Origin of the sequence: Pseudomonas sp. ICMP22404, from assembly GCF_006227205.1 — a bacterium.
Taxonomy (GTDB): domain Bacteria; phylum Pseudomonadota; class Gammaproteobacteria; order Pseudomonadales; family Pseudomonadaceae; genus Aquipseudomonas.
In genome coordinates this window covers 50,730-66,934 of record NZ_VCNG01000022.1, presented here as the reverse complement: position 1 = coordinate 66,934, position 16,205 = coordinate 50,730, and the positions used below count along the sequence as shown (strand labels likewise).

Below are 16,205 nucleotides of genomic sequence, written 5' to 3'. Positions count from 1 at the left end.
ATAGCTCAGCCACAAACGCGATACCTGATCTCCCGATCAAACGAGTCGTCAGGGTTCTCATAAGCTTCAAGCGTTTTCAGAAACCCCATCTGCTCAAGACCCGCCAGGTCTTCGAGCGACCATCCAAACGGAAAGTCGCCGGAAACGTCTTCGCCCTGGCATTCGACCCAGTGGTAGACCCCGAATGGGATGTAGCCGAGCCACTCCGACTGATAGACGATTTCGTCGGACTTGCGGGCTTTCATCACTGCTGCGATCAAGTCTCTGATGATTGCTTGACGGTCATTCATGGCGGCTTCTCATCTGGTTTATTGACCTGGCGGTGGGCCAGGAGCGGTTATAGGTGCGCAGGCCGGTGTTGTCAAAGTCACGACCCTGATCACATAAATTTGAAATGCACCGTGTAGCCCGACAGAATCGCAGCCCGATCCGGCCAACGCTGTCGGACGCTTGTGGTGTTAAGGGGGGCGGTTGAACGAACAGACATTGTCCATGCGCCTGGAGCGGGTGGCGGCGCAGGTGCCGGTGGGGACGCGCTTGGCCGATATTGGCTCGGATCACGGTTATCTGCCGGTGGCATTGATGCGCCGTGGCGTCATTGTCGCGGCGGTGGCCGGGGAGGTGGCGGTGACGCCGTTTCACGCGGCTGGACGGACGGTGCGTGAGAATGGCCTCGAACCATGGATCACCGTGCGCCTGGCTGACGGCTTGGCGGCAATCGAGCCGGAGGACGGGATCACGGCGATCAGCTTCTGTGGCATGGGCGGCGAGACGATCCGCGACATCCTGGAGCGCGACAGGTCGCGATTGAGCGGCCAGGAGCGTCTGATCCTGCAACCCAACGGCGGTGAGCAACCGCTGCGCCGGTGGTTGATGGAAAACGGCTACCGCATTCTCGATGAGGAAGTGTTGCGGGAGAACCGCTTCGACTATGAAATCATCGTCGCCGAGCGCACCGGGCCGGTGATGTACAGCGCCGAAGAACTGTACTTCGGCCCGTTGCTGATGGAGGCACGCACCCCTGCTTTCCTCGGTAAGTGGCAGCGCAGGTTGCGCCAGAAGCACAAGACCCTGCAGGGCTTCGCCCGGGCGCGACGGGCCGTGCCCGAGGAAGTGGTACAGGATCTCGTCCGACAGATCGACTGGATCAGCGACTTGCTGCATTGACCTCGCGCTGCACTCCGCCGCCAATCTGCCAGACATACGGCGGCTCCGTACCATTGATCGCCCAATCGCCAATGATGCGTTCCTTGTAGATCAGCGGGTTGTGCGAGGCCGCGGTGCGCGCATTGCGCCAATGGCGGTCGAGGGCCTTTGCGGTGCTGGTGGCCGACGCGCCGAGGGCGTTGAACAGATCGCTGGTGGCGCGCAATACCAGCTCGGCGATGGCGACCTGAGCCTGGGCCGATTCCAGCTCGGCGGCGATGTTGGCCTGGTGTTCGATATCGGCATTGTGGCCGAAGCGGCTTTCATAGGCACGTTGCGAGGCCTGCGCAGCGCGTAGGGCGGTGGCTTCGGCCGCGTAGACTTGGGCCGAGGCCTTGCCCACCACTTGCTGCACCTGCACGTCCTGGCTGACCTGACTGGCATTGCCGGTGCTGAAGATCCGCGTGCGTTTCTGCACCTGTTCGGTGATGTCGCGGACCGCTGCGCGGCCAGAGCCGGTCAACACGGCCAGCAGGACCAACTGATAGAACGCGGTCTGGTATTTGAAACGCGTGGAAAAGTCGATGAGGTTTTCTGCCTCGACCACGGCATTCTCGAACACCGACGTGCCACTGCCGGTGGTGCGTTGGCCGAAGCCGTCCCAATCATCGATTTGCCGCACGCCCGGTTGCTGGACGCGGACTGCCGCGATCACATCGGCGCCGTTGTCGTCGCGCTGGGCATACAGGTCGATCCAGTCGGCAAAGATGCTGCCGGTGCTGTAGTACTTGGTGCCGTTGACCACCCATTGATCGCCTTGGCGAGAAACCCGGGTACCGACCTGGCCGATTTTCACGTCGCCGATTTCGGTCCAGGCGTTGCCCACCAGTTCACCGTCCACGAAGCGTTTGAACCATGTGTCCTGGGCACTGCCAGCATGGGCATTGAGACGGTCTTCGACAAAGGCGAAATGGCCGCGCAAGGCCTGGGGCAGGTTGGAGTCGGCTTCGGCGAGCTCGATCAGCAGTTGCAACAACTGCGGCAGCGAAGCACCGGCGCCGCCATGTTCAACGGGCACGCGCACGGCACCGAAGCCTGCTTCCTTCAGCCATTTGACCTGCTCATAGGGCAGGCTGCGGGACTGTTCACGCTCCAGCGCGCCGGCCTGGATACGCGCGAAGATCGGCCGGAAGCGCTCGGCCAAGGCCTCGTAGTCGGTGCCGGTGGAAAGGCGATGGGGCAGATGTTGTTGCTGTGCGGTCATGGCGAAGTTCCTTCTGATGACGAGAGGGGCGGGCAGGAAGAACCTGCCGCTGCAGCACCGGTATTGCACGCTCCATGCCCAACACCGAAAGCCCGTGGAGCCGGGGGATTGAGGCCGCTATTCGAGTGAAGGCGCTGTCGTCCTGCGGGCAATGTGTTGCCTGGCTGTGTGCCTGCCAACAGTTGCACTCGTAAGCCGTGACGCCCTTGGTGTTGGCCTGGCAACAGCGGATCAATAACCTGTCTGCCGGGTGACAGTGAAGGGGTTGCGGTTTTTCTGATAATGCATTGATTATAAAAGAAAAAAATCGTTGGCACGGTTGCTGCTCAATGCCTTGTGCAGATTCATTTCAACAAGCCGTGGAGTACATACAATGAGCCAGGACACGATCAAGTTTGCCTACTGGGTACCTAACGTCAGCGGCGGGCTGGTGGTCAGCAAGGTCGCGCAGCGTACCGACTGGGGGATCGACTACAACCGCAAGCTGGCCCAGATCGCCGAGGCGGCGGGATTCGACTATGCGTTGACGCAGGTGCGTTTTACCGCCGGCTATGGCGCCGAGTACCAGCACGAATCGGTGGCCTTCAGCCACGCCTTGCTGGCCGCCACCACGCGCCTGAAAGTCATCGCGGCGGTGTTGCCGGGGCCATGGACGCCTTCGGTGCTGGCCAAGCAGATCGCGACCATCGATCAACTGACCGGCGGCCGCGTCGCGATCAACGTGGTGTCCGGCTGGTTCAAGGGCGAGTTCACCGCCATTGGCGAGCCATGGCTCGAGCACGATGAGCGCTATCGTCGTTCCGAAGAGTTCATCACGACGCTCAAGGGCATCTGGACCACCGACAACTTCACGTTTCGCGGTGACTTCTACCGCTTCCATGACTACACCCTCAAGCCGAAACCCTTGCAGCAGCACCCGGAAATCTTCCAGGGCGGCAGCTCCCGTGCGGCGCGGGACATGGCGGCGCGGGTGTCCGACTGGTACTTCACCAATGGCAACACCGTGGAGGGCGTCAAAGCCCAGATCGATGACATTCAGGCCAAAGCCGCCGCCAACAACCACAAGGTCAAGGTCGGGATAAACGCCTTCGTCATTGCGCGCGACACCGAAGAAGAGGCGCGTGCGGTGCTCGCGCAAATCATCGATCAGGCCGATCCGGAGGCGGTGAATTCCTTTGGTGACGCGGCAAGACAGGCCGGCAAATCCAGCCCGGAAGGTGAAGGTAACTGGGCCAAGTCCAGTTTCGAAGACTTGGTGCAGTACAACGATGGCTTCAAGACCAACCTGATCGGCACGCCGCGGCAGATCGCCGAGCGCATCGTCGCGCTCAAGGCTGTGGGTGTCGACCTGGTGCTGGCGGGCTTCCTGCACTTTCAGGAAGAGGTCGAGTATTTCGGTCGTAGGGTCCTGCCGCTGGTGCGCGAGTTGGAACAGCGCAGGGTTGCGAGAACAGCGGCGGTTGCGTAGACGCGGCGACATGGCGCGCGAGGGCTCTATCCTCAAGGGCTGATGCAGGATCAGGTTGAAAGATTGACCACTTGGCCGTTCAGCGTGCTCAACGTTGGACGGCGCTTGTTGACCACCAATTCGCCGATCCTGATCAGCGCCGTGCGTGTGACATTGCGACTCAGGCCGAGCAGGGCGGCGGTGTGGACCTGATTGCAATGGGCGTATCGGTAGGCGGCGCGCAGCAGGGCCGTTTCGACCTTCTCATGTAAATTGCCGTGCTCTTGCTCAAGCAGCTTTTCAAAGGCTTTCTGCAAGAGCGTCTCGGCATTTTGAGGGGGGCTATCCGCGGGTGTGCTCTGGCGGTCGATGCGGAAGTTGGACAGGTGCAGGTCCTGGACGCCAATCAGCGATCTGCGGCAAATCAGCAGCGTGTGATGGATGACATTTTCCAGCTCGCGGATGTTGCCCGGCCAGGAGTAATCGAGCAGTTTGCGCTCTGCCTGCGCATCCAGCGCGACCTCGCCGTAACCCAGCTTGCGACTGTATTCGGCGATGAAGTGGTGTATCAACGGCAGGATGTCACCGGGGCGCTCGCGCAGCGGTTTGAGAACAAGGCTGACCACATTGAGGCGGTAGTAGAGGTCCTCGCGAAAGTGGCCGGCGTTGATGGCTTTTTCCAGTTGTACGTTGGTGGCCGCCAGTACGCGCACATTGATCTTGATACTCTTGCGTGACCCCAGGCGGACCACTTCACGCTCCTGCAATACCCTGAGCAGCTTGACCTGGATCGGCAGAGGCAGGTCGCCGATTTCATCCAGGAACAAGGTGCCGCCGTCCGCTTCTTCGAACCAGCCGGCCTTTGCGGTCAACGCGCCGGTGAAGGCGCCTTTTTCGTGCCCGAACAGCTCGGCTTCCACCAGCGTCTCGGAGAACGCCCCACAGTTGACCGCAACGAACGCCTTGTCCCGGCGGGCGCTGAGATTATGTATGTGCCGGGCGACCAACTCCTTGCCCGTGCCGGTCTGGCCGATGATCAGCACACTGGCATCGCTGGGGGCCACTTGTTGCAAATGAGCCAGCAGGGCCTGGGAGCTCGGGTCTTCAAAGACCTGGGCCGTGGCACGAATCGATGTGGCCAGGGCTGGGGAAGGCGGAAGCGTGAGAAGTTGCATGGACGGTGACTCGTTAATGAGATCGCAGATCGGAGTGCCGGGACTCACACACCATGTTGGTCAAAGACTTAGGGGGAATCTAAATGATCTAAAAAATGTTAAATAAATAATTTTTTGTTATTTGCTTAAGGCTTAGCCTTCATTGAACCCGATGCAGGCTGACCCGACGCCATCGCGAGCAGGCTCGCTCCCACAGTGGGTTTTCGGTGGATGCAGGATTTGTGTACCACCCCGGACCCAGTGGGAGCCTGGCTTGCCCGCGATAGCGGTGGCCCAATCAACATGGAAGCAGGCAGGTCCGACGTCTTCGCGAGCAAGCCCGCTCCCACAGTGGGTTTTCGGTGGATGCAGGATTTGTGTACCACCCCGGACCCTGTGGGAGCGAGCCTGCTCGCGATAGCGGTGGCCCAATCAACATGGAAGCAGGCAGGTCCGACGCCCTCGCGAGCAAGCCCGCTCCCACAGTGGGTTTTCGGTGGATGCAGGATTTGTGTACCACCCCGGACCCTGTGGGAGCCTGGCTTGCCCGCGATAGCGGTGGCCCATTCAACCTGGATGCAGGCTGACCCGCCGCCTTCGCGAGCAAGCCCGCTCCCACAGTGGATGTGTGGTGTATGCGGGGTATGTGCCCGACACCGGACCCTGTGGGAGTGGGCTTGCCCACGAAAGCGGTGGCAGATTCAACATGGAAGTAGGCTGACCCGACGCTATCGCGAGCAGGCTCGCTCCCACAGTGGATCGGCGGTGTTTGTGGGGGTTGTGTGCGACGTCACGTCGATGTGGTCATCCATGGATACGAATGTGCGGCGTAACGGACATCCCCACCCGCAGTTTCGCCGTCGCCGGTTGGTCGGGTTCGATGCGGATGCGCACGGGCAAGCGTTGGACGATCTTCGTGAAGTTGCCCGTGGCGTTATGGGGGGCGATGGCGGAGTAGCTGACGCCGCTGGCAGGTCCCAGGCTTTGTACGGTTCCTGTCAGCGTTTCGCCGGGCAGGGCATCCACTTCGATGTCCACGGCTTGGCCGGTTTGCACACGGGCCAGTTGCGTCTCCCGGAAGTTGGCGGTGATGTAGACGGCATCGAGCGGGACAATCGCGAGCAAGGGTTTACCGGCATTGACGAATGCGCCGATACGCACGGATTTTTCCCCGACCGTGCCATTGATCGGCGCGGTGATGCGGGTATAGGACAACTTCAGTTCGGCGATGGCTTGCGCGGCTTGGGCGTGGGCGAGGGTGGCCCTGGCTTGTTCCAGGTCGGCCTTGAGGACGTCCACCTGCTGCCGGGCCGCCTGCAGACCCGCCTGGCTTTTCTCCAGTCCCGCCTGTTGTACGCTCAATTGCGCTTCTGCTTGCTGCTGGGCCTGCACGGTGCCCGAACCGTCGGCCGCCAGGTTGCGATAGCGAGCGTGGTTGACCTTGGCCAGCTTGAGCGCGGCGTCGTCCGCGGCGACTGCGGCCTGGGCCTGGCGTATGACGGTTTGCTGCTGGATCAGGCGTGCTTCCAGGTTGGCGATACCAGCTTGGGCGCTGGCGACCTGGGCCTTTGCCACGATCACGGAGGCGACGAAATCCCGGTCGTCGATGACCGCCAACAGATCTCCTTTCTTGACCGGCTGGTTGTCTTCGACCAACACCCTTTCAACCGTCCCCGATACCTGCGGCGCCACCGTGGTGAAATCGGCGAGGACATAGGCATCGTCCGTCGATTGGGTCGAGGCGCTGGACTCGGAGCGATTGAGATAGAACACGCTGCCGATGGCCACGGTGAGCAGCAGCGCAGCACTGAGGATCCGGGCTTTCTTCGGTAAGGCCATGATGAGTTACCCGTGTGAGGGAGAATGAGGCGTCAAGACAGGCGCCGGGATGTAGGCCAGCCGCAGCACCAGGGGAATCATCAGCAGCGCCAGCAGGCCCAGCACGCGATAGGCATCGGCGATGGACAGCACCAGCGACTGCTGGCTGACGATGCCCATCAGCGATGACGGCTCTGGCACGACAAGGGCGTTGCCGGCCAGGGCCGCTTGATCCAGCAGCATGTCCCCATGGAAGCGACCACGCACGGTCATGAGCTGGCCGATGACCGCCGCGCCGAACAGTGAACCAAAGGCCCGCAACGTGTTGATGGTGCCGGACACATAAGGCCCTTCGGGGGGCTGCACCACGCTGGTGATCAGGAACAGCATCGACACCACCGCCATCGGTTGTCCGAAGGCCTGCAGCGTTTGCGCCAGGACGAACTGGTCGCGGTGCCAGTCGGCCGTCAGTTGTGCGCCGCACAGGCACGCCAGGGCGATCAGCAACAAACCCGAGGCAAACACGATGCGCGCATCGACCCACTTGCGGTACAGCAACAGCGCCACAATAGGCCCCAGTACCAGCTGCGGCAGCGCGACGATCAGCCCAATCGATGCCATTTGCAGTGGACGATAGTTTTGCAGCGGGCCGAGATAACTGGCCGGTAACAATGAGCTGGACATCAGCACCACCAGCAACGACAGAAACAGGATGCAGCCCAGGCCCAGGTTGCGGCGCCCGAGGATCTGCAACTTGATGAACGGCGAGGGGTGATACCATTCGGTCAACAAGTAGACCGCCATCAAGGTCAGGCCCATGAGCAGGGATGCGGTGATCAACGGCGACTGAAACCAGTCCAGTCGCACGCCCTGGTCCAGCGCGACGGTGATCAGGCCCAGCGCCGGTACGCCGCAGGCCATGCCGGACCAGTTGGCCTGGCGAAAACGCGAGGTCTGGACGGGTTCCCGAGGCAGTCCCCAGGCGATCAAACCAGCGGCGACGAGCGCCAGGGGAATGATCTGCCAATACACCCAGCGCCAGTCGTGCAATCCATCCGTCCAGCTTCCAGCCAGCCAGATGGACAGGTTGGGCGCGAAGGTCGCGGTCATCGCGTACAGTGCCAAACCGTACAGCCGTATGGCCGGTGGCAGGAACTTCAGGGCCGCCATCATCAGCAAGGGGATCGTCGTGCCGCTGGCGATGCCTTGGGCAAAACGCAGGGCCAGCAACAGCTCCAGGTTGTGAATGAACGGCAGGAGCAAGGCGAGCAGGGTGCAAGTGGCGAGCATCCACAGTTCGAAGCGTCGCAGCGACAAGGTCAGAGCGAACCAGGCCGAAAAGGGCATGGCGATCAGTTCTCCGGCGCTGTAGGCCGTGGTCAGCCAGGAGCCGTCGTCGAAGCCCAGGCCCAGCGCACCCCTGACATCCGCCAGCGCCAGGGCGCCGACCCGGGTGTTCAACCCGGCCATCATGGCCGCGAGGAAAATACCGACGAGCCCCACCAACGGCCGGATGGAGGATTGGACCCCGGGCGCTGCGCCAGCCGCTGCGGCGACCGGCGATATGGCGGCGACGTTCATTGATCACCTTCCGGATCCCAGCCACCGCCCAGGGATTTGTAGAGATTGACCACGGTGAGGGTGGCGTCGGTCGTGCTGGCGTTGAGGCGGGTCTGGCTGGCGAGCACGTTGAGTTGTGCGGTTAACACGCTCAGATAGTCGGCGGCGCCTTGCTGGTAGCCACGCTCAGCCGCATGCAGTGCCTGCCGGTTCTGCTCGAAGGACATCTGCAGTTCGTCGTGCTGGCGCTGTTGGGCGGCCCAGGCATCCAGGGCATTGTCCACTTCATGCCAGGCCCGCAGCACCGTTTTGCGGTAGGCGAGGGCAGCGCTTTTTTGCCGTGATTCATTCAGCGTCAGGCGCTGGGTCAGTCGACCACCCTGGAAGATCGGCAGGTAAACTGTCGGGCCGATGGAGAAGGTGCGTGAATCCCAACTGCTGAGGTCGCCGCTGTCGAAGGCTTCCACGCCGATGCGTCCCTTGAGGCCGATACGCGGGTAGAAATCAGCCTTGGCAACGCCGATGGCCGCGGTCGCGGCATGCAGCCGTGCTTCGGCGCGCAGAATGTCGGGGCGCCGGCGGGCCAGCTCGGAAGAAACGCCGACCGGTATGCGGGTGGGAAGCGAAGGCAAGGGCATCGCCGGGCCCAACTGGGCGTCGAGCGTGCGGGGTTGCTCGCCCAGCAGTAACGCCAGTGCATTCATCTGGGCGTTGCGACGTTGGCTCAGCTCGGGCAGCAGGGCCTTGATCGTCGCCAGTTGCGCGCGAGCGGTCGCGGTTTCGAAGTGGGTGGCGACGCCATTGCGTTCGCGACTTTCAGCCAGGCCCAGGGTCCGTTCGGCGACAGCGAGGTTTTGCCGAGCGATGTCCAACTGCGCCTGGGTTCCACGCAACTGCAGATAGGTGCGGGCCACTTCGGCGGACAAGGCCACGCGGGCGGCTTCGCGGTCATACACGCTGGCTTCCAGGGCAGCCGCAGCGCCTTCACGGGCACGTCGGGCCCGGCCCCATAGATCGATTTCCCAACTGGCGTCGAAGCCCAGCTGCCAGAAATTGGTGGCGTCGGTAGGCGCTCCCAGGGCGGCGAACTTGCCGTTTTCGCTGTTGGCCTCGCGGGTGTAGCTGGCGTAGGCGCCCACGTTGGGTTGCAACTGCGATGCGGTGATGCCCAATTGCGCGCGGCTCTGTTCTATGCGCTCGGAGGCCATCTGCAGATCGAGGTTGCCGGCCTGGGCTCGTGATTGCAGTTGGGTGAGGACCGCGTCGTTGAACAGGCGCCACCATTGGGATGGAACGGCGGCGCTGGACATGGAGGTGGTGTTGGCATGCTCGGGCCGGGGCGTGAGTTGCAGGGCGTCGAGATTGTTGCCGGGTTTCATGAAGTCGGGACCGACCATGCAGCCCGCCAGGGTCATTGCTCCCACGGCTATAAAGCCAATTCTGAAGCGTCCCAGGATACGTTGGGGTGACTCGAAAAATACCGACATGACCAGTCCCCGCAGGATTCACGGGCGCGTTGCCCGCCGTGAGCCCATGCTATTGAGGGCCGCTTGCGGGCGCACTTCTACATCGGTTCAGAAAAACCATACGTCAGTGGTGGCGGACTATACGAAGGTATGAGCGGGGGGGATCAGTGCCGTTGGGCGAGGGCGGTTTCGATACACGCCAGCAGCCGGTCGGCTTCACATGGTTTGGGCAGGCAGGCAACCAGCCCGGGGGCGTTAGCCGCCAGATGGGAGGCTTTTCCGGGGTAGGCGGTGATGAAAATGGTGGGTATCCTGAAACCCATCGCGCCGAGTCGCTCGTGCAGCTCCACGCCACTCATGCCCGGCATCTGGATATCGGACACCAGGCAGTTCGTCCCGGCGGGGCCAGCGGCGTCGAGAAAGTCCAGGGCGCTGCCATAGGTGCGGACGTCGTAGCCGCTGGAGCGCAACAGGCTTTTGAGGGCTGCCCGAACGGCTTCGTCATCATCGACGACTGCAATGGTTTGCCTGCTGCGTATCTGGGTATCGTCCATAAGGGTCGCTCGTGACAGCGCCTGTCGTGAATCACACGATACGCGGTCTCGCAGGGCACAGAAGTATACCTACGTATAACCTGTTAAGACCAAAGGGTCGTTTCGTTCTGCTCGATGAACCGGCCCAATGCGGCTCAACGGAAATCGCTGTGAAGGGCTTTCGCGGGACGTTAATCTACAGGCTGGTGACACGACTCGTTCCGTTCCCGCCGACAGCTTGCAGCAGCCCGGATAACCAACGATTCACTGTTCCGTGCCGATGGAAAACAACATGCAAATATTATGGGACGATGGTGAGCGTACCTTCTGTCGGCAACTGCGTTCGGGCGCAGACGGCACGTATTCGGTACTGGTTGCCCGGCCTGCGGGGGAACAACCTCCCCCTGGCTGCCTGGGCCGTCTCGCCCATGAATTTGGCCTGAAGGATGAGCTGGAGAGCACCTGGTCGGTGCGCCCGCTGGAGATGCTGCGCGAAGGCGCCCAGATGCAGCTGGTGCTCGAGGACCCGGGCGGCGTACCGCTCATGCAACTGTTGATCGCGCCCATGGAGATTGCCACGTTCCTGCGATTGGCCGTGGGCATTACCGTGGCCCTGGGCAAGCTGCATCAACAGGGCCTCGTCCATAAGGACATCAAGCCCAGCCATATTCTGGTGAACTGCACCGACGGCCAGGCCCGGCTCACCGGATTCGGCCTTGCCTCGCGCTTGCCCAGGGAACGACAGGCGCCCGAGACCTTGGCTGGTACGCTCGCCTACATGGCCCCCGAACAGACCGGTCGAATGAATCGCTCGATCGATTCGCGCAGCGACCTTTATTCCTTCGGCGTCACCCTCTATCAGATGTTGACCGGCTCGCTGCCGTTCACCGCGTCCGACCCGATCGAGTGGGTGCACTGCCATATTGCCAGGAAAACCCTGGCCCCCAGCGAACGGGTCGCAACCGTTCCGGAGATGCTTTCCCAGATCGTCATGAAGCTGCTCGCCAAGACCGCCGAGGAGCGTTACCAGACGGCTGCCAGCGTCGAGCACGACTTGCGCCGATGCCTGGCGGACTGGCAGCAACTGGGCCGCATCAATGCCTTTGCGCTGGGCGAGCACGGCGCGTCGGATCGGCTGCTGATTCCCGAGAAGCTCTATGGCCGTGAACAAGAGGTCGACACCCTGATTGCCGCGTTCTCGCGGATCGTCAACAGCAGCTCACCGGAACTGGTGCTGGTCACCGGTTACTCGGGCATCGGCAAGTCCTCGGTGGTCAATGAACTGCACAAGGCGCTGGTGCCGCCTCGAGGGCTCTTTGCCAGTGGCAAGTTCGATCAGTACCGGCGCGATATTCCCTACTCGACGCTGGTACAGGCATTCCAGAGCCTGGTGCGTACACTGCTGGGCAAGCGTGACGCGGAACTGGCGACGTGGCGTGACGCCTTGCAGGAGGCACTGGACGCGAACGCGCGTCTCATGACCGACCTGATTCCCGAACTCAAACTGATCATCGGCGAGCCGCCACCGGTCACGACCCTTGATCCGCAACAGGAGCAACGCCGTTTCCTGCTGGTGTTCCGGCGCTTTATCGGGGTGTTCGCCCGCGAAGACCATCCACTCGCGTTGTTTCTCGATGATTTGCAATGGCTCGACGCGGCGACCCTCGACCTGTTGGAGGACTTGCTGACCAGCTCCGATGTGCGACACCTGATGCTCGTCGGTGCCTACCGCAGCAACGAAGTGGATGCCGCGCACCCGCTGACCGCCAAGCTCCAGGCCATTCGCAGCGCCGGTGGCAAGGTCAGTGAGATCACGTTGACGCCGTTGGCCAAGGCGCATGTCGAGCAGTTGATCACCGAGGCGCTGCAGGACGAACCCTCACGTATCGAGCCCTTGGCGCAACTGGTGCTGGATAAAACCGCCGGCAATCCATTCTTCGTGATCCAGTTCCTGCACGCGCTGGCCGAGGAACATCTACTGACCTATGACCATGAGGCGCGGCAATGGTGGTGGGACCCGGATCGTATCCATGCCAAAGGTTATACCGACAATATCGTCGACCTGATGGTCGGCAAGCTGGTCCGTCTGCCGGAGGACACCCAGTTGGCGCTGCAGCAACTGGCGTGCCTGGGCAACGTGGCCGGCTTCAAGACGCTTTCGACCGCCCTGGGCATCCCCGAGAAGACACTCAGGGCCGTGTTGTGGGAGGCGATTCGCCAGGAACTGGTCGAACGATTGGACGGCGCCTATCGGTTTGTTCATGACCGCATCCATGAAGCGGCCTATTCGCTGATTGCCAAGGACGCACGTGCCGAGGCCCACCTGCGCATTGGACGTCTGCTTGCCGCTCAGACGTCCGAACAAGAGCGGGATGAGGCGATCTTCGAAATCGTCGGCCAGCTCAACCGCGGCGCCGCGCTGATCACCGATCAGGGTGAGCGCGAGCAACTGGCGCAATTCAACCTGATTGCCGGTCAGCGGGCCAAGGCGTCGACCGCCTATTCATCGGCGCTTAATTATTTCAGTACCGGGATGCAGTTGCTGGACGAGGAGTGCTGGACTCGTCGTCATGGGCTGATGTTCGCATTGGCGTTGAGCCGGGCCGAGTGCGAGCTGCTGACTGGACGGCTGGAGGTCGCGGACGCGTGCCTGACCGCCCTGGCGGATCGCGCCACTACGGTGATCGAGCGGGCCAGCGTCGCTTGCCTGCTGATGGATGTCTACCTGCTGCTGGATCGCAGTGACGGCGCGGTTGCGGTCTGCCTGGCCTACCTGCGACATGTGGGCATCGAGTGGTCTGCCCATCCGAGCGACGCCCAGGTCCGTGAGGAGTACGAGTGCATCGGGGCGTTGCTCGGCGAGCGGGTCATCGAGGACCTTATCGATTTGCCGCTCATGGAGGATCCGACGTCCCTCATGACCCTCAACGCGCTGGGCAAACTCTTCGCGCCGGCCCTGCAGAGCGATGGCAACCTGGCGGATCTGCTGATCTGCAAAGCGGTCAACCTGAGCCTGGAACGGGGCAACTGCGATGCGTCCTGTGTGCTCTACGCCAATTTCTTCCGGGTCGCCGGCCGGCGTTTCGGTGACTACCAAATGGGGTTCCGATTCGGCCAGCTCGGTTGCGCACTCGTCGAACGACGGGGCCTGACGCGATTCGAGGCCAGCACCTACCTGTGCTTCTCCTGTTTTGCCGTGCGCTGGATGAGGCCGGTGGGGGAGTGTCGCGATCTGCTGCGCCGTTCCTTTGCAGCGGCGAACCGGATCGGCGATCTGCCCTACGGTGCCTATGCCGGCAACAACCTCGTCGCCGACCTGCTGTTCGCCGGCGAGCCGTTGCATGACGTGCAAGGTGAGTCCGAACGAGGCCTGGCGTATGCAAGGAAGGTGGGGTTCGGATTGGTGACCGATTTCATCGTCACGCAACTGACGCTGATCCGAGTGCTCCGTGGCGAAACAACTGCATTCGGTCGCCTGGACGACGGTGAGTTGAACGAGTCCGCAACCGAAGCTCATTTGTCCAGTAACCCGGACCTGGTGTTGGCCGAGTGCTTGTATTGGGTTCGCAAACTACAGGCACGTTACCTGGCCGACGATGCCGAGGCAGCCGTTGAGGCGGCCGGCAAGGCCCACCAGTTGCTCTGGGTTTGCCAGGCTTTCTTCGAGGAAGCCGAATATCACTTCTACAGCGCACTGGCCCGGGCCGCCCGCTGCGACAGCGTCTCGGTAGACGAGCAGACGCAGCACTTGATCGCCATGGCGGTCGATCACCAGTGGCTCGAGGCCTGGGCCCGGCAATGTCCGGAGAATTTCGCCAGCCGCGCCGCCTTGGTCGGTGCCGAGATCGCCCGGGTCGAGGGGCGGGTGATCGAGGCAGAGCGGCTCTACGAACAGGCCCTGCAAACCGCTCAGGCCAGCGGTTTTATCCATATCGAGGCGCTTGCCAATGAGTTGGCTTCGCGTTTCTATCGGGCGCGAGGGCTCGGCAAGATCGCCCGTGTCTATTTGCAGGATGCCCGTTACGGTTACCTGCGTTGGGGCGCCGACGGCAAGGTGCGGCAGCTCGAGGCCAAGTACCCCTCGCTCAGGGCAGAAGAACCTGCGCCCGGTCCGACCACTACGATGGCCACACTGGTCGAGCACCTTGACCTGGCCACCGTCCTCAAGGTTTCCCAGGCCGTGTCGGGCGAAATCGTTCTGGAAAAATTGATCGACATGATCATGGCCACGGCTATCGAGCAGGCCGGTGCCGAACGCGGGCTGCTGGTTCTGTGGCAGGACGGTGAGCAGCGGATCGCGGCGCAAGTGACGGCCGGCGGCGCCACCACTCAACTGAGAAATGCGCCCGTGAGTGCGGCATCGTTGCCGGAGTCGGTTCTTTATCATGTCCTGCGCACCCGCGAGAGTGTGGTGCTGGACGATGCCCTGGTCGAAGCGCCGTTCGCCACGGATCCCTATATCCGTCAGCAGCGCGCCCGTTCGATCCTGTGCCTGCCGCTGACGAACCAGGCCAAGCTCGTCGGTGCGCTCTATCTGGAAAACAATCTGGCGGCCCATGTATTCAGTCCTGGCCGGATCGCCGTGTTGAAGCTGGTGGCTTCACAGGCCGCTGTTTCCCTGGAGAATGCCCGCCTGTACCGCGAGGTCGCCGAGCGCGAAGCGAAGATCCGCCGCCTGGTGGATGCCAACATCATCGGGATTCTCGTCTGGCACGCCGATGGACACATCATCGAGGCCAATGATGCGTTCCTGCGCATGTTGGGTTACGAGCGCACAGACCTTGCCGCCGGGGGGCTGCGCTGGAGGGACCTGACCGTACCGGAGTTTCGCGAACTCAGCGACCGCTCGCTGGCGCAGGCGTTGTTGACCGGGCACACCCGGCCTTACGAGAAGGAATACTTCAGGAAGGACGGCAGTCGCTTGCCGGTCATTGTCGGCCTGGCCTTGTTCGAAGCGGGTAGCAACGAGGGCGTCGCCTTTGTCGTGGACCTGACCGAGCGCAGGCAGGCGGAAGAAAAAATCCGTGAAAGTGAACGCCGCTATCGCGAGGTGCAAGCCGAACTGGCCCATGCCAACCGTGTGGCGACCATGGGGCAATTGGTGGCCTCGATCGCCCACGAGGTCAATCAGCCGATCGCCGCGGCCATCCTCAATGCCAATGCGGCGTTACGCTGGTTGAACGCCGAACCACCGGAAATCGAAGAGGTCCGCCCGGTACTGGAACGCCTCATCCTCGATGCCAATCGGGCGGCGGACGTGCTTGGCCGGATCCGTGGACATATCCGCAAGGCGCCGCCACAGAAGGGGCCGGTGGACATCAACGCAGCCATCGAGGAAATGATCGAGTTTACCCGCGGCCAGATCATCAAGAGCGGTGCCTCGATACAGACGCAACTCATGGACGGTTTGCCCCTGATTGAAGGTGACCGCGTGGAGCTGCAGCAGGTGCTGCTCAACCTGATCATGAATGCATTGGAGGCCATGGGCAGTGTCAGTGCCGGCGAGCGGCGGTTGGGGATCTGCGCGACGTTGGTGGAGGCAGATTGCGTACTTGTCAGTGTGAGCGATACCGGCCCGGGGTTCGCCTCACAAAGCACTGACCTGGTGTTCACCTCGTTCTACACCACCAAGCCCGCCGGCCTGGGGTTGGGACTGTCGATCTGTCGCTCGATCATCGAGGCCCATGGCGGGTGTCTGAGTGCCGTCGCCAACCCGCCGCGTGGCGCCACTGTGCAATTCACGCTGCCCATCGCGCGCCCTTGAGGGCGCCGGTTTAATACTTAGGTTTAGGGGCTGTATATCAATCGGTCACCCGA

The 16,205-nt window shown here is 62.3% G+C and carries 10 protein-coding genes; 3 read left to right on the top strand and 7 right to left on the bottom strand.

Annotation, left to right across the window (positions count from 1 at the left end):
- Nucleotides 1–5: 5 nt before the first annotated feature.
- Nucleotides 6–290, bottom strand: a complete 285-nt coding sequence (locus tag FGE05_RS27675) for a hypothetical protein (protein WP_139649976.1) — start codon at nt 288–290, stop codon at nt 6–8.
- A 181-nt stretch (nt 291–471) separates the two neighbouring features.
- On the opposite strand from FGE05_RS27675, the gene FGE05_RS27670 reads away from it, so the two are divergent.
- Nucleotides 472–1,167, top strand: coding sequence for a tRNA (adenine(22)-N(1))-methyltransferase TrmK (locus FGE05_RS27670; RefSeq protein ID WP_139649974.1), 696 nt, complete (start codon nt 472–474; stop codon nt 1,165–1,167).
- Here FGE05_RS27670 and FGE05_RS27665 read toward each other — a convergent pair.
- Complete coding sequence (locus FGE05_RS27665) at nt 1,148–2,410, bottom strand: acyl-CoA dehydrogenase family protein (protein ID WP_139649972.1); 1,263 nt, start codon at nt 2,408–2,410, stop codon at nt 1,148–1,150. The two genes, FGE05_RS27670 and FGE05_RS27665, sit on opposite strands and share 20 nt — an antisense overlap.
- A 373-nt stretch (nt 2,411–2,783) precedes the next feature.
- Here FGE05_RS27665 and sfnG point away from each other — a divergent pair, with 373 nt between their 5' ends.
- Nucleotides 2,784–3,878: a dimethylsulfone monooxygenase SfnG gene (gene sfnG, locus FGE05_RS27660; protein WP_139649970.1), complete on the top strand. Its 1,095-nt coding sequence runs from the start codon at nt 2,784–2,786 to the stop codon at nt 3,876–3,878.
- Nucleotides 3,879–3,928: 50 nt separating this feature from the next.
- On the opposite strand, the gene FGE05_RS27655 is transcribed toward sfnG, so the two are convergent.
- From FGE05_RS27655 to FGE05_RS27625, 5 genes are all read right to left on the bottom strand, one after another.
- Nucleotides 3,929–5,032 carry a sigma-54-dependent Fis family transcriptional regulator gene (locus FGE05_RS27655; RefSeq protein ID WP_139649968.1) on the bottom strand — a complete coding sequence of 368 codons (1,104 nt, stop codon included), beginning with the start codon at nt 5,030–5,032 and terminating at the stop codon, nt 3,929–3,931.
- Nucleotides 5,033–5,815: 783 nt separating this feature from the next.
- The gene (locus FGE05_RS27640; RefSeq protein ID WP_139649962.1) at nt 5,816–6,850 is read right to left on the bottom strand and encodes an HlyD family secretion protein; all 1,035 of its coding nucleotides are present in this window, start codon (nt 6,848–6,850) and stop codon (nt 5,816–5,818) included.
- Nucleotides 6,851–6,856: 6 nt separating this feature from the next.
- Nucleotides 6,857–8,410 carry an MFS transporter gene (locus FGE05_RS27635; protein ID WP_139649961.1) on the bottom strand — a complete coding sequence of 518 codons (1,554 nt, stop codon included), beginning with the start codon at nt 8,408–8,410 and terminating at the stop codon, nt 6,857–6,859.
- Nucleotides 8,407–9,876, bottom strand: coding sequence for an efflux transporter outer membrane subunit (locus FGE05_RS27630; RefSeq protein WP_139649958.1), 1,470 nt, complete (start codon nt 9,874–9,876; stop codon nt 8,407–8,409). The genes FGE05_RS27635 and FGE05_RS27630 overlap by 4 nt, the downstream gene beginning before the upstream one ends.
- Before the next feature lie 143 nt (nt 9,877–10,019).
- Entirely contained in the window at nt 10,020–10,409 is a 390-nt protein-coding gene (locus FGE05_RS27625) for a response regulator transcription factor (protein WP_139649956.1), read from the bottom strand.
- Between the two features lie 271 nt (nt 10,410–10,680).
- Here FGE05_RS27625 and FGE05_RS27620 point away from each other — a divergent pair, with 271 nt between their 5' ends.
- Entirely contained in the window at nt 10,681–16,152 is a 5,472-nt protein-coding gene (locus FGE05_RS27620) for an ATP-binding sensor histidine kinase (RefSeq protein ID WP_139649954.1), read from the top strand.
- The last annotated feature ends 53 nt before the right edge of the window (nt 16,153–16,205 follow it).